This is a genomic window from Microbacterium sp. BE35 (assembly GCF_031457705.1).
Taxonomy (GTDB): Bacteria; Actinomycetota; Actinomycetes; order Actinomycetales; family Microbacteriaceae; genus Microbacterium; species Microbacterium trichothecenolyticum.
Genome location: NZ_JAVDXD010000006.1, coordinates 214,888 through 239,212, shown reverse-complemented (window position 1 = coordinate 239,212; position 24,325 = coordinate 214,888). Strand labels below are relative to the sequence as shown.

The 24,325-nt window shown below is 72.7% G+C and carries 18 protein-coding genes; all 18 read right to left on the bottom strand.

Annotated features, from left to right (window positions below):
• Positions 1-10: 10 nt before the first annotated feature.
• The 18 genes from J2Y46_RS18865 to J2Y46_RS18780 are packed head-to-tail and all read right to left on the bottom strand — an operon-like array spanning position 11 to position 24,316.
• Positions 11-3,229: a DUF6519 domain-containing protein gene (locus J2Y46_RS18865; RefSeq protein WP_310244494.1), complete on the bottom strand. Its 3,219-nt coding sequence runs from the start codon at positions 3,227-3,229 to the stop codon at positions 11-13.
• A 21-nt stretch (positions 3,230-3,250) separates the two neighbouring features.
• Entirely contained in the window at positions 3,251-5,428 is a 2,178-nt protein-coding gene (locus J2Y46_RS18860) for a hypothetical protein (RefSeq protein WP_310244490.1), read from the bottom strand.
• Positions 5,425-7,974 (bottom strand): baseplate J/gp47 family protein, encoded by a 2,550-nt coding sequence (locus J2Y46_RS18855; RefSeq protein WP_310244487.1) that lies wholly within the window; start codon positions 7,972-7,974, stop codon positions 5,425-5,427. The genes J2Y46_RS18860 and J2Y46_RS18855 overlap by 4 nt, the downstream gene beginning before the upstream one ends.
• Positions 7,971-10,694: a putative baseplate assembly protein gene (locus J2Y46_RS18850; protein WP_310244485.1), complete on the bottom strand. Its 2,724-nt coding sequence runs from the start codon at positions 10,692-10,694 to the stop codon at positions 7,971-7,973. Before J2Y46_RS18850 ends, J2Y46_RS18855 begins: the two co-directional genes overlap by 4 nt.
• Positions 10,691-11,065 (bottom strand): GPW/gp25 family protein, encoded by a 375-nt coding sequence (locus tag J2Y46_RS18845; protein ID WP_045299959.1) that lies wholly within the window; start codon positions 11,063-11,065, stop codon positions 10,691-10,693. Before J2Y46_RS18845 ends, J2Y46_RS18850 begins: the two co-directional genes overlap by 4 nt.
• Positions 11,062-11,379, bottom strand: coding sequence for a hypothetical protein (locus J2Y46_RS18840; protein WP_310244481.1), 318 nt, complete (start codon positions 11,377-11,379; stop codon positions 11,062-11,064). Before J2Y46_RS18840 ends, J2Y46_RS18845 begins: the two co-directional genes overlap by 4 nt.
• An 8-nt stretch (positions 11,380-11,387) precedes the next feature.
• A complete protein-coding gene (locus J2Y46_RS18835; RefSeq protein WP_045299955.1) occupies positions 11,388-11,915 on the bottom strand; it encodes a phage baseplate assembly protein V in 528 nt (175 codons plus the stop codon).
• Positions 11,912-13,051, bottom strand: coding sequence for a hypothetical protein (locus tag J2Y46_RS18830; protein ID WP_310244480.1), 1,140 nt, complete (start codon positions 13,049-13,051; stop codon positions 11,912-11,914). The genes J2Y46_RS18835 and J2Y46_RS18830 overlap by 4 nt, the downstream gene beginning before the upstream one ends.
• Positions 13,044-13,418 (bottom strand): LysM domain-containing protein, encoded by a 375-nt coding sequence (locus J2Y46_RS18825; protein WP_310244477.1) that lies wholly within the window; start codon positions 13,416-13,418, stop codon positions 13,044-13,046. The genes J2Y46_RS18830 and J2Y46_RS18825 overlap by 8 nt, the downstream gene beginning before the upstream one ends.
• Before the next feature lies 1 nt (position 13,419).
• Complete coding sequence (locus J2Y46_RS18820; RefSeq protein ID WP_310244473.1) at positions 13,420-14,064, bottom strand: hypothetical protein; 645 nt, start codon at positions 14,062-14,064, stop codon at positions 13,420-13,422.
• Complete coding sequence (locus J2Y46_RS18815; RefSeq protein ID WP_310244470.1) at positions 14,061-15,743, bottom strand: DUF4157 domain-containing protein; 1,683 nt, start codon at positions 15,741-15,743, stop codon at positions 14,061-14,063. Before J2Y46_RS18815 ends, J2Y46_RS18820 begins: the two co-directional genes overlap by 4 nt.
• Positions 15,740-16,240, bottom strand: a complete 501-nt coding sequence (locus J2Y46_RS18810; RefSeq protein WP_310244467.1) for a hypothetical protein — start codon at positions 16,238-16,240, stop codon at positions 15,740-15,742. Before J2Y46_RS18810 ends, J2Y46_RS18815 begins: the two co-directional genes overlap by 4 nt.
• On the bottom strand, positions 16,237-19,488 hold the full coding sequence (locus tag J2Y46_RS18805) for a DUF4157 domain-containing protein (RefSeq protein ID WP_310244463.1): 3,252 nt from the start codon (positions 19,486-19,488) through the stop codon (positions 16,237-16,239). The genes J2Y46_RS18810 and J2Y46_RS18805 overlap by 4 nt, the downstream gene beginning before the upstream one ends.
• On the bottom strand, positions 19,485-19,745 hold the full coding sequence (locus J2Y46_RS18800) for a hypothetical protein (protein WP_045299944.1): 261 nt from the start codon (positions 19,743-19,745) through the stop codon (positions 19,485-19,487). The genes J2Y46_RS18805 and J2Y46_RS18800 overlap by 4 nt, the downstream gene beginning before the upstream one ends.
• On the bottom strand, positions 19,742-21,613 hold the full coding sequence (locus J2Y46_RS18795; protein ID WP_310244459.1) for an ATP-binding protein: 1,872 nt from the start codon (positions 21,611-21,613) through the stop codon (positions 19,742-19,744). Before J2Y46_RS18795 ends, J2Y46_RS18800 begins: the two co-directional genes overlap by 4 nt.
• Positions 21,610-22,935, bottom strand: a complete 1,326-nt coding sequence (locus J2Y46_RS18790; RefSeq protein ID WP_310244458.1) for a DUF4255 domain-containing protein — start codon at positions 22,933-22,935, stop codon at positions 21,610-21,612. The genes J2Y46_RS18795 and J2Y46_RS18790 overlap by 4 nt, the downstream gene beginning before the upstream one ends.
• Positions 22,932-23,579 carry a hypothetical protein gene (locus J2Y46_RS18785; RefSeq protein WP_310244454.1) on the bottom strand — a complete coding sequence of 216 codons (648 nt, stop codon included), beginning with the start codon at positions 23,577-23,579 and terminating at the stop codon, positions 22,932-22,934. Before J2Y46_RS18785 ends, J2Y46_RS18790 begins: the two co-directional genes overlap by 4 nt.
• On the bottom strand, positions 23,576-24,316 hold the full coding sequence (locus J2Y46_RS18780; protein WP_052676824.1) for a hypothetical protein: 741 nt from the start codon (positions 24,314-24,316) through the stop codon (positions 23,576-23,578). The genes J2Y46_RS18785 and J2Y46_RS18780 overlap by 4 nt, the downstream gene beginning before the upstream one ends.
• Positions 24,317-24,325: the final 9 nt, after the last annotated feature.

The following is a 24,325-nucleotide window of genomic DNA, read 5'->3' as shown; positions in this document are numbered from 1 at the left end:
GCTGCCTCTCTCAGATGCCGATGACGTTGAGGGCGTCCCACGGCGGGGGGACGGGCGCGCCGTTGAGGAACAGGATCCCTGTCGAGATGTTGCCGAGGACCGACGCCCCCGAGAGGAACAGGTCGGCCGTGGGCTCTCTGCCGCCCCAGAACCGGTTCTGGGCGACGGCGCCGGTCTCCGCGCGCAGGCGCAGCGCGGTCGTGCCGAACTCCCGGTTGCCGCGGATCTGGTTCGAGGTGACGATGGCATCGCCGCGCAGCCCGACGATCATCGCGGGGGGCGCATCGGCGGCTCCGCCGGCGACGATGTTCGCGTCGACGGTCACGAGCGGGGCGACGATGCGGGCCGATCCGACCGCCGCTGCGGCGGCGACTCCGAAGACCAACGGGCCGAGTCCGGTTACGATGCCGCCCGCTTTCGTGAGGCCGAGCTCGAGGTCGCGGTCGTCGCCGCTGCCGACGAGCAGTCCGATGAAGCGACCGCCGTTGGGGTCGAAATCGGGGTCCGCGGGGTACCTGCGCGACGCGTTGCCCTCGATCTGGGAGCGCGCGAATCCACGCACGGCGATGCCGATCTCACCGCGGCCGCCGTCGACCGGACCCACGCGCTCCACGGTGTTGCCTGCGACGAGCGACTCTGCGACGGCGACGACGTCGATCCCGATCGATTCGCTGCCCATGCTGCGCGCCGTGCCGACACCGCGCACGGTGTTCGATTGGACGGAGGCGTGCGCGGCGTTGACGACGCGGATCGCGAAGACCCCCGCCGCCTCGTCGGTGTCGCGGGAGCCGATGTCCATCAGCGTGTTCCCCGACACCGTGGCGATCTCGACCGCGGCCTTCTCGTCGATGACGATGCCGTGCTGGGCGAGCTCCACGCGGTTGTGGGTGACCTCGAGCGTCTGCACCGACGCGTAGTCGACGATGCCGTGGCCGCCCACGCCGCGGACGCGATTGCCGTCGATGCGCACCACGTCGCGCACGAGCTCGCCCGGGGGTGTCGGCACGATGGCGATGCCGTCGGTGCGAGCCGGCTGGTCGGAGCGCGGCGCGCCGATCTGGTTGCGGGTGATCGCGAATCCGCCCTCCGAGACCGAGATCCCGGTGCCGCCGACGATCACCGTGTTGTCCTCGATCGCGAAGGAGCTGCCGGGGATGACCGTGCTGGGATAGACGAAGCCGGTGGCGACGATGCCGCCTTCGCGACCCCGGATGACGGTGTTGTCGGCGACGCGGTTGGCGAGCAGGAACGCGGTGGTGCCGTCGAGCCGCATCCCGAAGTCGCGGCCGATGACGATGTTGTCGCTCGCCTCGAACTCGGCGACGAGCAGCACACGTCGCCGATCCTCCGCGCCGGCGCCTGCATGGCCGATGCCGGTCGGACCGGCGACGATGTTGTCGCGCAGGGTGGTGAGCAGCGCGGTCCCGGCGAGCGCGATGGCGGATCGCGACGGGCCCTCCTGCGCGAGGACGAGGGCGGTGACGCGCTCCACCCTCGCCGCGACCGTCGTGTCGAGCACCACGGCGGAGTCGTTCGCGGCGAGGACCGCGAGATCCTCGATCGTGACGAACCTGCTCTTGGTGACGACGAACCCGTCCGAGGCCGACGCCACGACGATGGATCCGGCGCCCTGTCCGCGGATGCGCAGCGACGTCGCACCGTCGACGCGCACCGGCTCACGGAGCGGGTACAGCCCGATCGCGAGGCAGACGGTGCCGCCGCCGGCGGCCTTGACCTTGTCGACCGCGTCCTGGATGGTGAGCTCGCCGCTGACATGCGACACCGGCGTCACGCAGACGGTGCACTCGCAGCCGCACTCGTCGCAGTTGCCTTCACCGGGCGTCGGCCACTTCGGCCGGCAGTCGGTGACACCCCCTGAGGTGAGGATGCCGAGCCGGACGTAGTGGTGATGGATGCCGAGTGGCGGCGCTGCATCGAGCAGCGGGTCCGCACCCGAGATGTCGCCCGCGGCATCCGCCGCTCGTGCGGGCACGATCCAGTGGTCGCCGGTGCGGAACGCTCCGCCGGCGGAGGAGAAGCCGACGACGAGCCCGTGCTCGAGCACGATCCGATCGGCCGCCGTCCCCGGAACCGGGATCGCGCCGGTCGCGGCGGCCTGGTCGAGGTCGACGACCGTGCCGCCCGCGGTGTTCTTGACGACGCCTACCTGATCCCAGCGGCGCACGCGGAGGTGGCGCTCGGCCGCCTCGTCGATCGTCAGCTGGAGGTCGGCGGGCAGCGCCGACCCGGCGAAGGCGATCGTCCCCTCGGCGTCGTCGACCTCGATGCGGCGCAGCTCGCCGGGCTCGCCCCGCAGCTCGCGGTGGTCGTCGACGACCTCGACCCAGTCGCCGTCGTGGAAGCCCAGCACGTCGTCTCGGCCCAACGACGCGGGGCGCACCGCGGCGCCGGCGTCCAGGACCTCGACGACGGCGCTCGCCACGGACCCGTTGTCGCGCGACCACTTGAACGACGCGGTTCCCGGTTCGCCGGGGTCGTGGATCTCGATCCGGTACGTCTGGTGCTCGAGCCCGCGGTACCCGCCGGTCGGCGGCAGCTCGCACGGGTCGTCGTCGGCGACCGAGATCGTCTCCGCCGTGAGCCGTGCGCCGGAGGCCGCGGTCAACGCGGTCCACCCCTCGATGTCGTCGTCGGGGGTCCCGCACGTCGTGCCCGCGGGGACGGCGAAGTGCTTCACCTGCCACACCGTCTGCGTGCGCGCCGTCGTGTCGACGCCGATCGCCGGCTCGATCAGGCCCGGCTCCTCGAGGTGTGTGACCTCGCGCGGCCATACGTCGAGGTACACGAGGTGGGTGCCGTCGGCGGGGAGATCCGGTGGGGCGGGCAGGTACGGCTGCGCCGAATAGGTCACGGTGTCGGGCCCCACCGATTCGGCGAGGATCGGGTCGAACGTGTCGCCGGGTTCGGCGCCGTGGTTCTCGGCGACGAGGCCGTCGACGTACAGCCGCCCTCGGCCGATCGCGAGATCCCCGCCCGCGATCGCCAGCCTGAAGGCGTCCGGGGTCACCTTCGACACCGCGGCCGTCCCCTGGATGCCGGTCTGCGGCCCGGGTCCGTCCAGGTCGGCGACGTTCGCGCGCAGCCGCCGCTCGAGGATGGCGACGAGCTCGTTCCAATCGCCGTCCAACAGCAGACGGCCCTGCTGCAGCACGACGCCGGAGTGATCCTTGCGTGCGTCGAACGGCACACTGCTGAGGTCAGCACCCATCAGTTCGTCCTCTTCCCGTGTTCATGTCGCGAAGATGCGGTCGGCCGCGAGGCCGAACCGCAGGTACTCGTCGAGGCGGATGCGCAGGTTCGTCTCGCGCTGGGGCGCGTAGAGGCGGTGCGTCACACCCATCTCGCCCTCGTCGTCGGCGCCGAGCCGGATGCGGTCGGGCGTTCCCTCGTGGAGCCGCAGGTAGTCGTGGTCGCCGTAGCGCATCGAGCCGAAGCGCGGGCGTGAGGCCCGCTGCACCGCGAGGGGGTCGTCGGGACGGGGTGCGCAGTGGAAACGTCGGCCGGTGCGAGACCCGTCCGGCAGGAAGGAGTACCGCACACACCCTTGCTGCGTCCGCTCGGCGTGCACGGGGCGCGGCCGAGGATCACCCTCGGCCAGGGCCGCGAGCAGCAGTGAGTTCGAGGCATCCAATCGGATGCAGCGGATGCTGCCGACGATCGTCGACGCGACGATGTCGAGGTCGCCGGCGGCCGCGGTGCCGTCGCCCGTCTCCCAGTCGGCGACGGCCGACACCGTGCGCGGCGACGTGCCGTCGCGGCCGGTGACGGCAACGCCGGTCCGCGACGAGGCGTCCACGATGGAGTCGACGATCTCGATCGTCGCGCCCTCGACCGCGATGATCGGACCGACGACGCTGCGTTCGATCCGCACGCAGGCGAACGGGTCGAGCACGATCAGGCTCGCCCGGGTGGGCGAGGCCGGCGCCCCGGTGGTCGTGCGGGTGATGCCCGGAACGAGCGTCGTGTCGCGGATGACGATGGTGCGGGGCTCGCGATCGGGCGGGTCGATCTCGTCGAGCACGACGGGGGCACCCGAGATGAGCAGGCCGTCGAGCACCACCGTGCTCTTCGCCGCCATGTCGAGTCTCAGCGGCGACGAGAGCTCCAGCAAGGGCCGCGCGCCGGCGTCGGCGGCGAGGCACACCGCCGTGTCGTCGCCGGCCGTCGGGTCAGGCGTGAGCGAGGTGATCGTCACACTCTGCGGGTAGCGGTCGGAGTCGACGATGAGAACCGTGCCCGCCTCTTGCGAGAGATCGAGTTCGGCCTGCAGGGATCCGCCCGCCGAGGCCGTGCGGCGGGGGAAGGGGAGCGGGTCGTCGCCCCGGCGTCGGTTGCCCGCCCCGACGGGCACCGCCATGCCGATCGAGAAGGTCGCGAGCACCCGTTCGTCGGCGCCGAACGGCTCTCCGAACCAGACGCGGCCGAGCGAGGGGTCGATGTGCACGTCGCCCGCCGCGGGCTCGTGCGCCCATGCCCCGCCGCCGCCCGGCACATCGGAGAGGTCGGCGAATCGGACCACCGCGAGCGGGATGGCCTCGGGTTCGCCGCCACCCGTCTGCCGCTCGAGCAGGATCGACCGGCGCGCCCGCGACATCGTCGGCCCGTAGACGGCGGGTGCGTGGTCGGCCGCCCACCGGACGGTGAGAGGCAGCGGCACGTCGGGCGGCTCCGCGAGGTGCGCGATGTCGGTCTCGATCCGTGGCTGGCTGAACAGCCGCACATCGGCGCCGAGCGGGTCGAACCGGAACCTGCGGCCATCGGCGGAGGGGTCAGGCGCGAGGGGCGAGCGCTCGATGAGCACCGGCTGCGTGCGCCAGAGGAAGATCGGCACCTTCACGATGCCGTAGCGACCCCGCCGCTCCCGCCAGGTCGAAGCAAGGGGACGGGCGTGCGCCGTGTGCGCGAGGTCGTCGAACGCGGCTCCCTGCTGCACGACGTGGTGGAGGGCTTCGTGCTCCCGCAGTCCCGCGCTCGCCGCCGCATGCGGACGCGTGTGGTTCAGGTACTGCGTCGTCGCGACGCGTTCGAACGACTCGTAGACGCGGGCCGGCCACCCGGTGACATCGCGGGCGAGCTGCTCGATCACCGCGGCGGTCCCTTTGCGACGGCGATAGGCGACCGTGTTCGCGACCTCGGCGCGCGGCGAGACCACCTCGGGCACGACGCCGTGGATCGGCCGGTACCCGACGACGCCGCCGACGTACGGCGTCGCCCACGGCGCGGCCGTCTCGACGAACTGGTCGTCGTACAGCTGCGCCAGCTCCTCTGCGAGCACCTCGAGCTGATCGCCGAAGACATCGAGGAGCTCGGCGAGCACGCCTCCCGCCTCGCCGTCGCGGAGGCGATAGACCGCCGGCAGAAGCTGCCAGAGGTGCGCGGCGGCCGTTGCGGCCTCGGGCTCGGTCATGGCATCTCCTGGAGGGGCGGGAAGGGGTCGGTCGAGAGCGCCAGCAGCTCGGCGCCGAGCGGACTGGGCACCGCGAGAGCAGCGGATGCCGCGACCAGGCGCTTGGCGAGGCCCGGTGCGGTCCCGCGGTGGAACTGGTCGAGATCGATCCCGACCACGCCGACGACGGATGCGGCGACCGCGACGAGCTCGGAGGCATGGACCGGATCGCCCAGCTCCCGGGCGACCGCGCCGAAAGTGTCGCGCAGAGCACGCTCGAGCGACACGAGCACCTTCCCGCGCTCACGATCTGGGTCGGTGTCGACCTTGAGGGCGATCCGGAAGTCCACCAGCCGGACGGGCACGACCGCGACCCTCACGAGCGGATCGCCCCAGCGCCGGAGTTCGCGCTCGAGCCGCTCGACGATCTGCAGGGGCGGCGCCGCGCCCGCAGCATCCGTCACCGTCACCACGATGAGTGGTCCGCCATTCGCCGGCAGCACGTCCGCCCGTGCCTTGCCGATGCCGGCGAATGCGAGCGAGAAGTCGGCGTAGTCCACGAGCGACACCGTGCGGCCGAGGGTGCGCACGGGGATCGGGATGGCCCGCCGTGCGTCGGCCTCTGTCTCGGGATCGACGCCGCCGACGGCGGGTGCGGGGTTCGTCACGCCCTTGAGGCCGAGCGGTCGGTCGAGGGCGATGCCCAGCTGGTCCTTGCGGACGTTGCCCGCCGCGCCGACGCCCTTGCGGTGGTGGGCACGCACGTTCGTCGATCCCGTCGATGGCCGCGCGCCGTGGACGCCGTCGCCGAACACGACGCTGATCCCGCCGTCCGGGTCGTCCCGCGTCTCGTACACGCGATCGGTCGCCCCGGCGGTGGCCGTCGTCGCAACCTCGGTCCAGCGCACGTCGTCGACGCGCACCTCGAGGGTCGACGCGGTGCCCCGCGGTGTCTCGGCACGGACGAAGGTGAGGGGGGACTGCTGCAGGCGGTACGCGGCGAACGGCACGCGGGCGTCGCCCGAGCCGAGAAGCTGCGTCACGGTCTCGCCGTGCGTCGCGCGGGCGGCATTGCCGAAGACGACGGCGGATGAGCGGGTGGGGGCGATCGTCGGCGCGGACGCGAGCGTCAGAAGCGTCCTGCCGCTGGGGACGGGCTCGGCGGATGCGACCACGACCGGCTCGCTGACCGTCGTGCCCGCAGCATCCGTCCCCGACAGGATCACGGTGCGTCCCGCGACCATCTCGTGCGCGTCTCCGTCGACGAGGATCGTCGTGCCCGCGATCGCGGAGGTGACCGGAACCCCGGCGAGCGTGAGCGGCTCGGGGACGGCGAGCACCGTCACGTCACGCGGGGAGAGGTCGACGCCCAGAGCGGGTCCTGTCAGGCCGAGTGCCGTCGTCCTGCCGGAGACGCCCCAGATCGCGAGCGAGGCCTCCCGCACGCTCGCGACGCGGAACCGGCCGTTGGTCGCCGCCGCGTCGAGCACGAGCCACGACCCGATCGGGAGCTCCGGGTGGGCGCCGTCGAGGAACGTGGAGGTCGTGTCGCCGGAGGACGTGGTCGCGAGGAAACCGCTGTCGGTGTCGGGATTGAGGTACGTCGGCGGGTCGGCCTCGGGGTCGGCGAGCACCCAGACGGGAGCGTTGTGGGCGAAGACCGCGAACCGGCGGCGGAACACGAACACCCGCAAGTCGGTGATCGGCATCGACGGCGGCATGGTGGACGCGACGCCGCCGGACCACGTGACGTGCGTCACGCCGGCCTTCTCGATGACCTCGACGGAGTCGAGGCTGCGAAGGTCCCATTCGGTGCCGAGCTCCGGTCCCGTGAACAGGAGCGCGTCGCCACGCGCGAGCCCCAGGGTGGTGCCTTCGAACCACGCCTCTGTCGGCGCGGCCACCTGGGGGAAGGGGAGGGTCGGCACGACGGGCAGGGCGTTCCACTCGGGGCGTGCCTCGATCTGCTCGACGGTCTCGAACGTCTGCGGTCTTTCGTCCGGCCCCGGCACGCTCTGCACCCGAAGCCCGACGGGCAGCGTGAGCGCGGTGGGCACGGCGGGCGGAGCGATCCCGGGATCCTTCATCGACTCGGGCAGGGGTGCCGGCGGCTTCTCGAGCGAGAACGCGAGGGCGGCCTCGGCGGCCGCACCGCGACCGAGGCGATACGCGACGAGGGCGCCGAGCTCCTGCAGCGACGTGCGCTCGGTCGCGGTGCCGAGATACGCCTCGTTCGCGAGGCGCTCCGTGTAGAACGTGAGGATGTCGGCGGTCACGGCGAACGCGTCGAGGAGCGCGACGGTCGCGTCGTCGGCGTCGCGTGTGCGCAGCCCCCGCAGCGCCGGCCGCGCCTCGTGCGGCTGGGGCGGGTCGATGGCGGGAGGGATCGCCTGTGTCGGCGGACTGGTGTCGCGGGAGAGCCCTGCGATCATGGCCGAGAGGAAGTCGCCGTGCGTGCCCGACCGGTACCGGATGGAACGCAGGCCCGGACGGTTGGCGACCGGCAGCGGCGGTGCAGCAGCCGCACGGCACGCGGCGCAGCCGCAAGCCGAGCGGTGGGCGCTCATGATCCGCCCCCGTAGGTCAGCGCGAGCACCCCGCGCTCGGGGAAGTCGGGATCGTCGTCGAGCCTCGCGATCTCGAGGCGCCCCATCGGCAGGACGCCGGAATCGATGCCGCTCGACCACGGCTCGTGCTGTCGTTGGAAGCTCAGGACCTCCACGGACTCGACGCCCGGCACCGCGTGAGCGGCCGCGAGGATCGTCGAGAGGTAGACGGGCCTGCCGAACGTGAAGCGGTCGGGGTGGAACAACCCCAACCGCCCGTCGGGCAGTACCGCGTCCGACAGTGCCGACCGCAGCTCGCGGGCGACCGAGGAACGGTGGTGGCCGTGCTCGACGCACACGAACAGCGAGACGTCGAGCGGCACGAACGCCGGCCCGTCGACCTCGAGGTCGTACCCCGCCATGCGGTAGCGCTCGAGCTGCGCGCGCAAGGCCGCCTCGAACCCGGCGTCGACCCCGCGTCCGCCCCGGCGATCCGCCGTGACGAACACCGTGTGCCACGACCCGGTCCAGCGGAATGTCGCCTCAGCCTTCTCGACTCCGGGATGCAGCTGCGCCTTGGCCGCGTAGTCCGAGGTCGTCACCGCCCGTTCCTGGATCGACAGGGTCGCCGGGGCGTCGCGCCGGATCTCGTCCCCGGTCTCGGCGTCCACGCCGCCGAACGCCGCCATCGGGTTCACGACCCCGACGACGTCGTTCTCGTCCCCGACGAGGTAGGCGAGGCTCTCGCGCCCGATGTTGCCGGCGACGCCGTTGCCGACGCGGTAGGTCGCGCGGAAGGCGGTGCGCTCGGTTGGCCGGGCGCCGTGCTCGTCGTCGCCGAACCGCAGCAGCACCGTCCCGTCGTGCTCCTGCTCGACCACGAACGCGCGGTGCTCGCCGTCGCTCGCGATGAGATCGGGGCTTGGATGCCACTCGTGCCCGGCGCCGCCGGGCTCTTCGCCCGTGAGCGTCACCGCCGGCGCCGCGGACCGGAGATCGCCCGAGCGGACCGCAGAGGCCGACTCCCACTCCTCGAGCACCTCGAGCGTGTCGTCGGTGACGTTCTCGCGCAGCAGCCAGGCGCGCCCGCCGAAGCTCAGGGAGTGCAGCATCCCTGATCCCCGCACGATGGCCTCGTCGCCGATCTGCGCGATGCCCGCGGCGGCGAAGAGCGCCTGCAGCCCATCCTTCGACGCGCTGCCCTGCAGCTCGGCCTCCAGAGCCGCGGTGAACGGGGCTGTCGCGAGCACCTCGCGATCATGGACGACGGTGCGCGTGAGCGGCGACTGCATCAGCGAGGGGCGGTACCGGGCGGGAACGCGTCCGCCCTCGTCGTCGCAGTCGGCGCCGGCCCGCACGAGTCGCGCGAGCGGCACGGCCCCCAGCGGCTCGCCGTCTCCGCTCTCGCCGGCGACGGTCGCCCCGTGGTCGGCGAGCACGATGTTGCCCCACGCGACCGCGGTCTCGATCCCGTCCACGGCGATGCACAGCGCGGCGGGAAGGGCATCGTCCTCGTGCCAGCGGATCTCGGTGACGTCCTCCTCGCCGCCGTCGAAGAGGGTGCCGGAGGGGTCCTTCGACGCCCGCACCTCGACCAGTCGCACGGCGAAACGGCGACTGGGGTCGGCATCCGCCGCGACGCGCGTCGAGGGGGAGACGGTCTCGGCGAGCACGAGCACCTCGCCCGCGCGCAGCGCAGGGTGATCGCCCCGCAGCGTCGCCGATGTCGTCCCGGGCTTCAGTGTCTCGTCGAGGCGCCCCCAGGTCCAGAAGCGCAGCTCGGAGAGGTCGTGGTCGAGCAGCGCGCCGTGCACGGTCTGGAACTCGACAGGCTGCGCGTCGATGACCCGCTCGTAGTCGCGCGTGTCCTTCTCCAGGCGCTGGTCGTCGACTCCGGGAACGCGCGTGAGCAGCCGCGTGCCCGCCGCGAGAGGGACGTCGACGGCGCCCTCGCCCACGAGGAGCCGCACCCATACCCGGGCGCTCGCGCCGTCGTGCACGCGGTAGTCGACGAGGCGCGCGTGGCGTCGAAGTGAGATGCGGCTGCGGGCAGTTCCGAGGTAGGCCTCGGTCGCCACGGCGTCCTGCCGATACGACAGCTCGTCGGCGGCGTAGGCGAGCAGCTCGACGAGCATGACGCCGATGTCGGCAGACGACCTCTCCGTCCATCCCGGTGCGAGCAGCGCCATCCGCTCGAGCATGACTCGGCGGAAGCCCTGATAGTCCTTCGCGAGGTAGTCGATCGGCGGCGGGTGGTGCACACCAGCCGGGCAGGTGCACGGCTGGAGGCAGTCGAGGTCGCTCGGGCACTCCACCTTGAACGAGAAGGGCACACCTGCCAGCAGCGGGTCGAAGCCCGTCGGCGGGTCGGTGGTTCCGGGCGTGCGCACGCGGAGCGTATAGAGGGAGAAGTCGCCCCACCGTGCCGTGCGCACGACGAGCAGCGTCGCGGGGTCGTCGTACCCGTCGATGAGGCCGAGCTCGGAGCCGGTGAGGTCCGTGCCGGCCCTCGCCCACTCCACAGCGACCGGGCGGATGCGCTCGCCGCCTTCGAGCGCGATCCACGTGCGGTCGAGACCCGCCGGCACCGGCAGCAGCAGGCGGACGACGAGCGTCCGCTGGCGCAGGTCGGCCACGGATTCCTCGTGGTCGCGCACCTCGAGGAACTCGATGCCGTTGAGCACCCCCGCGAGCTTCACCGCCATGAGGCGGCGCCGATCGCCGCACGTGTAACAGGTCATGGCGACACCCCCGGCGGGGTGCGGAAAGTCTGCACCTCGTGCGATCCGGTCGCCCGCACGACGTACGCGATCGTCGCGACGAGGGCTGCGTCGCGAGCTTCGACCTCGACCGACTCGATCGCGATGACGTTCGCGAGCTCGCGCTCAAGCGATGCCTGGATCAGGAACTGGGATGCCGCGGCCGCTTCCGGTCCGCCGGGTGCGAAGACCTGCGCGAGCAGCCCCGCTCCGAACTCGGGCCGCATGACGCGCTCGCCGGGGGAGGTGAGCAGCACCTGCTCGATGAGGTCGCGCACGTGCTCGTCGCGTCCGGTGGTCGCCGTGCGCCCGGTGCCGTCCACGGCCCACGGGAAGTCGAGGGTACCGCTCATGACGCGACCACCCTCGGCTGCACGGCGCCCGGGATCAGCGGCGCGCCGGTCGCGACGGTGAGGGACGACCCGGTCGCTACGGCGACGGGGACTCCGCCCGCCAGCACCCGGACGGCTCCGGCGACCCATTGCCCGCTGACGTCGAACGGGCCCGACGACGTCGAGAGGGAGCATCCCGCGATCGCGTACTGCGTCGCGAGCGTGACGACGGGCGCGCCCGCCACCAGCACCCGCGGGAAGGGCGACACCGCCGCCGCCACCCCGCCGTGCGAGCACAGCACGGAAGTGGCCTGAGTGAGCACGGGTCCCGGCATCCTTCCTCCTACGTCACCGTGAGGGCGCCCGCGTTGATGCTGACGGTCGGACCGACCATCGAGATCACGGCGCCCTTGCCGTTGCTGATCGTGATGCCGACGTCGCTGACCGAGATCATCGCGCCGGTCGTGGTCTTGATGAGGATGCCGCCGGTGGGCCCCGGCGTGTCGCTGATGGTGATCGAGTTGCTCAGCAGCGTCTGGAAGGTGAGGCCCGACACCCCGGGCGGCACGATGCGCGCGGCTGCCGGCACATCGGCGGGGGAGTAGAAGCCGCCGACCCACACCGGGTAGTCGGGGTCGCCGCCCTCGAACTCCACCCAGACGCCCGCCCCGATGGCCGGGACGGTGAAGACGCCGGTCTGGGTGCCGGTGACGGGCAGGCACGGCATCGCCCACGAGCTCGGCGGGATGCCGATCGACGGGACGAGCACCTGGATGCGCCCCATCTGCATCGGGTCGATGTTGTTGACGCACGTCCCCCGGTATTTGCCGAAGAGCTTCTTGGTGGCGACGGCGGTCTCTGTGTCGCTCATACGGGCACCTCCGGGACGGTGGACAGAAGGGCGTTGCGGGCGAGGGTGAACGACTGCGTGTAGCTGCCGCGCGCGATCTTGTGGGTGACGCTGCTCACGTAGTAGAGCCCGTTGAAGGCGTCGCCGGCGCCGCGCACCCCCACGAGCCCGCGCGATCTGAGCACGCGGCCGTAGCGGGCGACATCGAGCTGACCGGTGCCGGTGACCATGTCGTCGTGCTGCCCCGCGTACGCGATGCCCTTCATGATCGCCGCCGGGGCGCTGAGCTTCGCCGTGCCGGGCAGGAAGGTGAGCTTCGGCGGAAGCGGCGGCACGAGGCCGAGCATGGGTCGAAGCGGATTGATGTCGGGGATGGGGATCGGGATCGGCGCCTTGCTCCAGGGCTCGTGCACCGTCACGACCGGCAGCTCCTTCGCCTCCTTGTTGAGCGTGAAGTTCAGCCCGGTCACGTTGTCGTGCGGGCCGTCGAGCCCGCCGTCGAGCGCGCGCTGCGGGATGCCGAGACGCACCTCCGGTCCCCAGTAGGCCTTGCTCAGGCCCGGGACTGGACCAGGGTCGATGTAGAAGACGTAGCCCGCCTCGTGGGCGAGGCTCTTGAGGTACGCGTAGTCCGTGCCCTGGTGGCGGGGGATCTTCTCGGTGGGGATCGGCGGGTCCTCGACGAGCGCGGGGATGACCAGGGGCGCGACGCCGAGCGCCGCGTACTTCGCGAGCACGGCGAGCGCGCGCACCGCGACGGGCATCGCGGGGTAGGGGATGCCGTCGAGTTCGAAGATGTCCATGACGGCGGTGAGGTCCTTGCCCTTGACGTGCAGCGTTGCGGTCGTCCCGTCGGTCTTGAACTCGTGGTCGGTCATCACGCCGTCGGCGAGGACCTCCGTCGACCCGCCGATCGTCACGGCGAGGACGATGCGCAGGAGCGGGATCGAGACGCCCCCGGTGAGGAGGAACAGCGTCGAGAGGGGCGACTTCTTGGGCACATCGAAGACGAGCTCGAACCCGCTCTGGGTGTCGCCCGAGCCGTTCTCGATCGTCACCTCGCGCAGCGCCTCCACGAGCGACTGCGGAGCCGGCACGGCGATCGCGGGTCCCGCGTACAGGTGCAGCCGCACGGGCTGCGACGACAGCTCAGCCATCGGCCCCCCTCATGTCGACGGGCAGGGTGACGCGCACGATACGCCCGGGAGGGCCGGCCATGCCGGCGGGGTCGATCACGCCGTTGGCGTCGGCGAGGCGCCACCACAGTTCGGGGTCGCCGTAGTGCCGGGCCGCGAGGAGGTCGCGCCGGTCGCCCTCGACGCACCGCACCTCGTAGAGGGTGCTGAAGCGCTCCGGCTTCGGCACCAGCCGTCGCCGCAGGAATGCGACGGGCACGGGCTCGACGCCGGGCTCCGCGTCGGCCACGTGCTGGGCGGTGCCGACACCGGCGTACCGGCTCGTGGGCGGCAGCGGATTCTGCGGCACGACGCCGGCCGAGAGCAGCTGCTGCAGCGGATCCACCATGTCAGAGCTCCTTCACGCCCAGCGCCGACGGCGGCGCCGAGCCGGCCTTCTTGGCGAGCGCCTCGCGGGAGCGGAGGTGCGCCATGAACAGCTGACCGCCGCGGTGCTCGAAACCGAGGTCGTCGACGGTGAGTACCCTCATGCCGAGCGAGACCGTCGCCCGGATCGGGTTGAGCTGCGCGTCGAACGCGTCTTCCGTGATGGAGAGGTCGGTGATGCGCACCGGCACGACGCGGTTCGGTCCCCACACGAACAGCAGCAGGGGCGTCTCGATCGCGAGCACCTCGAGCGCGCCGCCACGGGCGATCGAGTCGTTGCCCTGCAGCGCGTCGCTCGTGGGCTGCACGAGCAGCTCGAGCGCAGCGAGCTGCGGATGGATGCCGACCTCGGCCGCCGTCCGGTTCTGATCGGGGTGTTCGAGCCGATCGGTCGCGTCGATCTCGGCCTCGACCTTGATGGTCTCGGCCGCAGCGCCCTTGATGCGCAGCGCTTGGGATCTGTCGCCCCCCGACTCGCCCGCCGCCTGCACCTGCATCGTGCGACTGAGGGAGTCGGGGTTGTACTGCAGGGCGATCGTGCGCAGCGTCCGCCCGCTCTTGACGTCGACCTGCACGAGGCCGCCCTTGATGAGCCGGGGTGAAGTCATGGCCGCTTCGCCGCCTTGTCTTTCGGGAGCGCGCTGTCGAAGTACGCGTAGGTCGCCGGACGCAGGGACTGCAGCAGCTCGGGGGACGAGACGTACAGCGCATACGCCTCGGCGTAGCTCTCCTTCCAGGCGGTGGTGCCGTACTGGGTCGCCGCGCCCCCGTCCTTCTCCGTCGCCTCGCGGAACGGCTTGCCCTTGGCGTCGCCGCCCTCGTCGACGTTCGCGGTGGTGCCGCTGAAGCTGACGGTCGACCCGGACTCCGTCGTCGTCGCGGCGAGGGCATCTCGCGCGGTCTTGGTCGCGCCCTCCGCAGCCTTGATCGCCTTCTCTGCCGGACCGCCCAGAGGGTAGTTGCCGGCGGCGTCGGCGTGCTTCGCGAGCGTGGCCGCCTGGGCCGCGCCGGCGGATGTGTACTTCGCCATCGCCTTGCGCATGTTGCGGTCATCGATCGCATGCCCGATCTCGTGGAGGATCACCTGCGATGCGTAAGAGAGAGCGGAGCCCTTGCCGGCGAAGCGCACGTCGGACGCGTCGAAGGCGGTCTTGCGGATCGTGACGGTATGCGTTCCCGCGTCGTACTCCCCGTCCTCTCCCGCAGGCGGGTCACCGACGACAACGGTGATGCCCTGCACGAGGGCGAGATGCGCCGCGGGGACACGTGACACCGCGCCGCGCAGGGCTTCGAGCTGGCCGCCGGTGAGGGAATGCGTGATGCCGGCGGTCTTGATCCTCCCGGCGATCGGGTCGGGCGGCGGCTTCTTTCCGGGTTCGGGCGGTCCGGGGACCGCCTGACCGGGCGGTGCGGTCGCGGCGCCGAGCTGTTCGACGAGCACCCTCGTCGTCGCCGTCCCACCGGCGGGTGCCGGCGGCGCGGCGTGGGTGAAGCGGTAGAGCCCGTCGATCCCGCCGTGCTTGGCGAGGTCGAGCCTGAGGGTGATCGTGCTGTTCTCCGGCAGCACTGTGGGCGTGGCATCCATCAGCTGCCCGACGAGATTCTGCATGCCCTTCGCCGGCACCGCGCTCGCCGAGCCGTCGATCGTGATCGTCGTCTTCGCGGGTGGCGTGTACGGCGTGGCGTTCGCCTGGAACGACGTGTCGGGCGACGGGATGCTCACCGGCATGTCCGCCGTGATCTGAATGCGCTTGCGATCGGCCTCCGGGAGGGCCATGAGCGTCGTCGCCGGCGCGACAGGAGCCTTCGGCTGACGGCGCACGATGGGAGGACCGCCGATCCGGTGCTGCGCGACGTGAGCGAGCTCGTGCGAGAGCCTGCGCCGGCCCTCCTCGGTGCCGCGCTGCTCACGCCCCGGCGCGAACGCGATGCGACGGCCGACCGTGAGCGCCTCCGCACCCGCGCGCTCGGCGGTGTCGGCGGCCGCGGCATCCGTATGCACGCGGACGTCGCCCGCGTCGAGGCCCGGTGGCGCAGCCAGCCGCTCGGCCGAGTCGAGGGCGCGCCCCTCGCCGTCGAGCCGGACGTCGAGCTCTGTCGATGCCGCCGACCCGTGCGTGGGCACCGCCGCGAACGACCAGCCGGTGAGGGACGGAGCAGCGGCGACGGATGCCTCGGCGAACCGCTCCGCCATGCGCTCGGCGGGCGCGTCCGCATGCCCGACCGCGTGCACCCCGCTCGGGCGATCGGACGCGGGAGCAGCGGAGTGGACATGCGCGAGACTCACGGCGCACCCCGTCCCGCGAAACGCAGCTCCGGCACCGGAACGGGCCTCGGACGCCGGCGGTAGTCCTCGGGCGTCGTCGGCGCGTATCCGCGCACCGCGAGCAGCACACCGCTGTTCGGATTGACGCAGACGGCGAGACCGCGCGCGGCGTAGACGCGCTCGCCGCCGGTGATCGTCAGCGGCCCGAACACGTGGTCGAGCTCGGCGTCGGGTTCGCCGAGCTCGGGGATGGCGAGAAGGCCTCCGTCACCGTCCACGGGCATGACGCCCTCGACCAGGACGACGCGGCCCTCCCGGACCCACGCGCGCAAGCCGTCGCTGAACGACCGTGTCGCGAGCGGGACCCACGAGGTGACCGCGGGCGGATCGCCCAGCAGCCCGTCGAACGTCGATGCGGTGCCGGCCACGATGCCGAGCGTCTCCGCGGCGTCGGCGGGCAGGCCGGTCCACCCCGACACGTCGGCGGCGTCGAGGAGCCGTGAGAGCGCATCCGTCATGGCCGACTCCCGCTCGCCGTGCCGCCGATGCGGTCGACTTTGCCCAGGAAGTAGGCCGTCCACACGTTGTCGGCGCCCACGACGTCGACGAGGCGCTGCGCCTCGGTGATCGAGGTGTACGCGCCGGGTGGGGTCACGGTGATGGGTGGCAGCGCGGCCCAGGATCTGCCCTCGACCGACTCGCGCGTCGGCCGGTGCGACAGGAGCCGACGACCGCTCTTCGACCACACGACATCCGTGAGCAGGCTGTCGACGCCCTCCATGAGGGTGTTCCACTCCCGCTCCGACTTCTCCTTCAGCCTCACGGCGTACCGCCGGTAGTCCGCGTGCGCGAGGGTGTGGCCGTACTCGTGGATGAGGGTCTGGAACATGTCCCACCGTGCCGCGCGGTCCTCGTCGACGTCGCCGGTCTGGAACATGTCCACGTAGATCTGCCCCCCGACCTGTGCTCCGCCCCAGTTGCGGTCGATGTAGATGAGCTTGTCGGCGGTGGTCTGGGGATCGTCCTCCCACTTCTCGCTCACCCCGTCGACCACGGCGGCCTGGGCTACGTCCTCCAGTGCCTGCGCCTCGTCGTTGCGCTTGTCGCCGATCGTCTCTGGCCGCGCGTCGCACTCGGCGTTGATGGCGTCGAACGCGGCGTCCGAGCGGAAGTAGTAGCGGATCTGCTGCAGGGCCCACGCGACGCGGTCGGCCGGATCGGCGGACTTGACGGCGGTGGTCTGCCGGTGGTGCCAGGAGAACAGCGTCTGCGGCTTGCCGTCGCCGCCGAAGGTCAACTCGGGCCGCGCACCCGGGTTGTAGAAGTTGCCGAAGACGCCGTCGGTCGCATCCTTCGCAGGCTTCGCCATGCGCTCTATCTCGGAGGGCTTGGACGCGGTGCCCGCCGCGCGGGCGCTCTCGTAAGCCTTGTCGATCTTCACCGCCAGGGCCGCTGCGACCAGCGTGCGGTACTTGCCTCCGGGCGCGAACATCGCCTTGCGCTCGGCTTCCTCCTTCGCCTTCGCCTCGGCTTCGGCCTTCCTGCGAGCGGCCTCCTCCTTGCGCTTCGCCGCTGCTTCCCTGCGGCGTTCAGCGGCCGACTTCTTCGGCTTCGCCGATGCCGTGGTCGACGCGGCCGTCGGCGCTGTCGCGGGGTCCGGCGGTGTGGTGGGTGGCGTCGGCTTCGGCTTCACCGGGCGAGGCGGGGTGAGCGCGTCGCGCGCTGCCTTCGCCTTGTCGCCGGAGACCGGCGAGGTGGTGGCGAGGGCGTCGTCGGCGGAGGCGGGCAGGTCGCGATGAAGCGTGTCGGCGATGAACAGGTCGAGTGCGCGGACTCTGTGACGCAGCTTCCGCTCCTTCTTCGCGAGCCGCCGGCGCTCGGCGTCGTCCGTCGCCGCGACTCGCTCCCGGGTGACCGCCTCGAACTCGCCCTGCCATCGGGGGCGCGTCGTGTGCAGCACATGGTCCCGCGCCTTCCGGCGATCGGCGGGGGAGAGGCGGGCGACGACCGCAGCGGGGTCGTCGCCGTAGTAGTCCTCCTCGAACCGGGCGTCGAAGCGGGCGCCGTCGAACGCGAAGGACGGCGACCCGGCGGGGATCTCGGGCCCGACCACTTCGACGGTTCCCCGGGAGAGAGCCTTGCCCCCTCCGGCGAAGCGCCGGGCGACGAGATCGTCGAGGCGATCCTGCTGGGCGCCATGGAGATTGTCCTCGAGCGACGCGTAGCGCTTCGCCGGTTCGCGGAACACCACCAGCAGTTCGTCCGGCGTGGCGAGCTCGACGAGATCGAGGATGGCGTCCTCGTCGTCGTCGAGTGTGGGTCCGTCGATCATCTCGTCGATGAGCAGGCCCATCTGCTTCCCCGTGAGCTCCCATCCCGGGCTGCCGGCCTTCCATCTGCGCACGACCGCGCGGGCCTTGTTGTCGGCGTCGTACGAGCCGTCGTGCGATCCGGCCTTCGTGATCGCCTTCACGTAGGCCAGGAGCTCGGCGTCGCTCCATGAGCCCTCGGCGCCGAAGAAGACCGCAAGCTTCTCCCAGAAGCTCCGCCGCTGCACGCGGGCCGGTGCCCCGGTGGAGCGTGGTGCGGCGCCCCCGCGCTGCTGGACGACGTGGGCGAGCTCGTGGGCGATGAGGTGTCGACCCGCCGGGTTCGACGGGTCGAAGCGGCCCGAGCCGAACACGATGTGCTCACCGACGGTGAACGCCGTGGCGTCGACTCCGGCGGCTGCGCTCGCCGCCTGCGGGTCGTCGTGCAGCCTCACCGACGAGAAGTCGTAGCCGAAGCGCGCCTCCATCGAATGCCTGAGGCTCGGATCCAGCGCCCGGCCGCCGCCTCGGGTCGCGGCATCCACTCCCGTCGTGTCGAAATCCTCCGTGGGCGCCGCCTCGCTCGTCGTCGCCGGGGCACGCTGCACCTCTTCGCGCTTCTTCTGCTCCTCCGCCTTGACGGCGTCCTCGGGCTTCTTCTGCTGTTCGGACTTCGGCGCGGCGAGCGGCGGCACGAGTGGGAAGGGGAGACCTGGCACCTGACCGGCCGGGGCGAACTTCTGCCGCGCCACGACGGACGCGATCGCGGCGTCGCTGACCTTCTTGTCCTGTTGCGCCTGGAGGCTCTTGATGATCGGGTCGTTCCTCAGCCGTGCGGTGTCGGCGGCGATCGCCGCCGTCTTCCTGTCGGCCGCGCTCTGTCGCTTCCCGCCTCCCTTGGGCAACTGCTCCGTGTAGCCGAGCGTGAGTCCGAGCCCGACGTCGCCGAAGCCCACGCCGCGGCCGCCCGGGCGCGGATCGCCCGCGAGAAGCCCGGGGACGCCCTCGGCCCTCACACCGACGCTCAGACCGGGCGGCACGATGTCCTTGACCTTCGGAATCGACCCGAGCGGCAGCGGTACATCCTTCCCAGAGACCGCGAGGCCGCTCGCGGCGACGGCCGACAGCAGCGGGCTGTCCTCGATGACCTCGCGGACCTTCTTGCCGCTGGGCAGCTCGGTCTCGGTGGCCGCCTCCACCGCCTTGCCCGCGCCCTCCTTGTAGGCCTCCGCCTGGGGTCGCGGCTTGTCCTCGAGCTTCTTGGGCTGGTCCTCGTCACGATGGACGGATGCCTCGGCCGGCACGGTCGCGAACGACCAGCCCGTCACGCTCCCGCCGCGAGCGACGATGTCCGCGGCCCGGTCGGCCTGGCGCTCCGTCGCGTCGTGGCGATGCGACACGCGCCGCGGGGGTGCGGCATCCGTGCCCTTCGCCGGGGGAGCGGGAGTCCTGCTCATCGCGGCGCCCCTTCCCGGATCCGGTCGCGGGCCGTCGCCCACGTGCTGCGCGCCACCTGGGCGGCGAGGTCCTCGCGATCGGTCACCGGCCGCGCACGGCGCGGCGCGGCGGCCCAGCGCGGCGGCTCGTCGCCGCGCCGGTCGGCGGTCGCCAGCTCGCTCAGGCGCTCCGCGATGAGCGGCCCGATCCCCTCGGCGAGCTCGGCCGGAACGCCCCGCAGCACGAGGCGCTCGATGTCGATGTCGATGCGCGTCATCTCGCACCGCCTCGGAGCGCCCCGGTCTCTGTGGCGGTGAGCGCGCGCTCGGACTTCGCCGCCTCGCGCGTGGCGGCGCGCAGCAGGTGCTCGGCACCGACGGCGACGCCCTCGCCGGCGGCGGCGAAGGCCGCCGAGAGGGCGATCTGCCGGATGGCGCCGCCGCTGAGCTGGATGCGGGCGAGCGCCGCAGGATCGACGTCCGCGAGCGGCGTCGCGGCCGGGAACACGCGCCGCCAGATCTCGGCGCGCGACGCCTCGTCGGGGAAGGGGAATTGCACGACGAACCGGATGCGGCGAAGGAACGCCCGGTCGACGTTGCCCCGCAGGTTCGTGGTGAGGATCGCCAGGCCCCGATAGGACTCCATACGCTGCAGCAGGTACGCGACCTCGAGGTTCGCGTAGCGATCGTGGCTGTCCTTGACGTCGCTGCGCTTGCCGAACAGCGCATCCGCCTCGTCGAAGAGCAGCACGGCGCCCGATGCCTCGGCAGCGTCGAACACGGTCGACAGATGCTTCTCGGTCTCGCCGATGTACTTGCTCACGAGCGCGGAGAGATCGATGCGGTAGAGGTCGAGGCCCAGGGACGCGGCGAGCACCTCGGCCGCCATCGTCTTGCCGGTGCCGCTCTCGCCCGCGAAGAGCGCGGTCACCCCCAGTCCGCGGTCCGAGCGGCTCGCGAACCCCCAGTCGTCGAGCACGGTCGCGCGGTGACGCACGTGCCGCTCGATCTCGCGCAGCAGTTCGCGCTGGCCCTCGGGCAGCACGAGATCGTCCCACCTCGCGCGCGGCTCGATGCGCTGTGCGAGCGCACCGAAGCCCGTGCGGGAGCGCTCGCGAACAAGGCGGCGCAGGGTCGCGACATCGCGGTCGGTGAGGCCGAGCCACTCGGCGGCGACCGCGGCGACGACCCCCGCGGGCAGGCGGAAGTGCTGCGACAGCTCACGTTCGGCGACGACGATCGCGTCGGCGGTCCTCGTCGCGTCGACCTCCAGGGCTGCGCGCCACAGCGCCGCCTCCTCGCTTGCGGTGGGCAGGGGCACGGTGCGGGCGAGGGTGACCCTGCCGGCGACGTCTCCGGGGCCGTCGGTGACGACGACCTCGGCCTCCAGCAGCGCGAGCAGTCGCGCGTCGTCGGTGGCGATGAGCCGCCCGTCGAGGACAGCCTCCCGGTCGAGCACGGCGGCGGTGTCGGCCGGGTCGCGCTCGGCGGCCGCGGCATCCCGCACGGAGAGCACGCCGCCCCCGAGGGACGCCGCCAGGCGGGCGACGACGCCCGCTCGCGTGTCGGCATCCGCGCCGTCGAGCCGCACGAGCACCCGCCCGTCGACCGCGCGCACCGCGGCGGCGAGCTCATCGGCCAGCGCGGTCTGCGCCGCGGTGAGGCCGCCCGCGAGCGGGTCGGCGACGAGTCCGTCGAGACGGCCCGGCCCGAGGCCGGTGAGGCGGTGCAGCACGGCTTCGTCGATGCGGAGGGGACGCAGCGCCAGGATGTCGCCGGCCCCGAGCCTCACCAGCCGCCGACGTCGCAGGGGCCGGTCGGGCGAGAGCGCGTCCCAGTGCGCCGCGGGCAGCACCGAGAGCGCGAGCCCGAAGGTCGGCGACGGCGTCCCGCCCTGCGCCGCCGCCACATCAGACGCCACCTGCGCGTCCAGTTCCACGGCGGCGGCGAGCATGAGCACGTCGCACTCGAACGCGGAGAGCCCGAGCCGGTGGCCGAGGTCCGCAAGCGGTGAGTCGTCGGTCCTGGGTCGGGGCGCGTCATCGCCGCGCAGCAGCGCCGCGATGCGGGCGAGCTCCGACACGAGCCGCTCGCGCGGTGCGTCGCGCGGCGGGTCCGGCTCGCCGAATGCGGCGGTGGTGCTCATGGGACCGTGATCCTCTGCACCGGATCGAACGCGGGCGGGTCCGGCGGGATCTTCGGGCTCAACAGGATGAGCCGGCTCTCGGCGCCGTCGACGGCGAGGCGCACCCATTGCGGCCCGCCGGGGACGTCGCCGCACGCGAAGACCAGCGTGTCGGTCACCGTTGCGTGCGGCTGCGCCCGCGCCACGGCGCCGCCGAGCGCGAGGGTCGCCCGCTGACCGGGCCGGACCTCGGGCGAGACTTCGATCGTCGCGGTGACGTCACCGGTGCCGCCGTCACGGACCGCGCCGGTGGCGCCGCCGAACCGGATGACGGGGGCGAGGAGCATCGCCGCGGTGTTCGTCTCGCGGGGGATCGTCTCGGTGGGCGGTGTCAGCGAGACGCGCACCGTCCACACGCCCGCGGGCCATGCGGCGTCCGCCCCGGGGCTCGCCGGGAGGGGCACGTCGACGACGTCGCGGCGCGTGTTGACGCCGATCGGCACGACGATCGGCGCGGCGAGCGCAGGATGCGAGAAGCGCACCTCCACGCCTGTCCCGTCGAGGTGGGCCCCCTCGACGCGCACGCTCTCGCCGAGTGCCGCGGCCGGCTGCGGCGCCGGCGGGACCACGCGGAACAGCGTGGGGACGGGTGGCAGCAGATCCGGGTGCACGAAGACACCGGGCTCCCGCCCGCCGTTCGCCGCCGGATCGCCCCGCGTGAGCACCGGCAGCCCGCTGCGCACCGGCTTGGTCGCCTCGATCAGCACCACCGTCACGAGATAGCCCACACTCGGGCGGTAGTTCGCCTGGATGGCCGACCACAGCCGCGACATCTCCTCGGAGTCGATCGGCTCGGTCGTGACCGTGATCTCGGCCGCCTGATCGGCGAGGTCCGCGGCCGCCAGCGCCTGGTAGGCAGGCGGCAGGATGCTTCCGCTCACCACGCCGGCCTGCAGTGCCGTCCGGATCGACGCCCGATCGAGGACCGGCTGGTCGTGCAGGATCGACATCGCGTACCCGAGCAGGATCTCGGCCTCGAAGTCCGCTGTCCCGTAGGCGGTGAGGAGATAGTGCAGATCGAGCGCGAGCGGCGGGTTCGCCGTGCGCGTGCCCGCGGAGTCGAACCCGGGAAGCCCCGCGTTGCGCCATCCGGCGTTGGGGCTCACGCGGTACAGGAAGAGGTTGAGGCTCGGCTCGCTGTCGGGCTCGTTGAGCTTGATCGCGTCCGGCGCGAGCGCGGTCACCTTCACCGTGCCCACGGCGGGCCCGGCCTGCACGATGCCGTTGTCGAGCAGGTTGCGCAGCACCGCGCTGACGCCCCCGATCGCGAGCGGGCCGCTCATCGTGGCCTCCGCGAGAGGTAGTCGTGCAGCGTCCGCTCGGGGTCGCGCGCCGGGCGCGCGCTGCGGGGAGCGGTGGCGGGCGCCGTCACCCCGGCGCGCACCTCGATGCGCCCGATGGTGACGTGCACGACATCGGGCTCGGCAGCGGGGACGGATGCCTCGTCCCGCGCGCTCGCGCGCACCGCCGGCGTTGCGGCGATCGGAGGTTCCGCGCGGCGAACCGGCATGGCCTCGACGCGGGCAGTGGCGGTGAGAGGAGTCGTCGCGGCCGGGGCGTCGCTGCGCTCGGAGTGGACCCCAACAGCCGAGCGTTCCGGGGCGGGCTTCGCGGTACCGGCCTCCGGTGCGATTCCCGTCGCCGGCCGGCCGCGGTCATCCGAGTGAGAGGGCGCGGGGATCGCGCGATCGCCCTCGTCGCGAGCCCGGGCGACCGGCTCGACCCGTGCGCGGGCGTCGGTGCTCCTCGGCGGACCCGGCAGGCCGGCCCGGGCGGGGGCTTCCGCGGCCGTGCCGATCGCCGGGGGCGCCGCAGCATCCGTCGATCCGTCGCGGGTGCTCGGTTCGAAACGAGAAGGCAGCCGCGGACCCGCGGCGGCGGGAGCCCCACCCGCGCGGGCGGCGAGACGTGCGAGGTAGCCGCTCATGCTCCCTCCCGCACGATCTCGAGGTAGGCGGCGCGGCGCTGCTCCGGGAGCGCGAGCACCTCGGCCTCGGTCCAGCCGTAGGCCCGCGCGAGCACGTCGACCTCGCGCAGCACCCTCCGGGCGCGCGACTCGACCTCACGCCACACGAAGGCGATCGGGTCGACGTCGGCGTCGAACAGCGCGCCGCACTCCGGGCATTCGAGCCCGACGGAGACCTCGGCGAGCGGGTCGGCGGCGGCGAGCGCGGCCTCGATGCGCTCGACCACCTCGGCCGGGGCGAGCGTCGCGTCCTCGCCACCGGGGCCCGTGACATCGCAGCACCGCGCGAGAAGGGTGGCGGCAGCATCCGTTCGCCCCGCGACCTCCGCGAGATCGCCCGCCGTCGGCACCCGCCAGCGCACCAGCCAGGCGCCGGCCTCCGTGGGCACGGTCAGGTCGCCCGAGGCCGCCGCGCCGCTCAGCCCGAGCAGGGAGTCGGCATCGAGGGCGAACTCGACGGCCGATGTGCACGCCGGGCACGTGACGACGGCCTCGAGCCGCCGGCCGGCGAGCGCGCTGTGGAAGCCGAGGGTGGCGGCGTGCAGGTGCCCGAGCGGCGCATCGCGCAGACCCGCCGCATCTTCGCCGGCTGCCGCCGCGACCCGCAGCGCACGCGCGATCGGCGCCTCGCCCTGCGCCGCGTCGGCGAGGTCGAGGATCGTCTTGGCCCGCACCGGAGAGGCTGCGGCGGCGGCCACCGTCGGCTC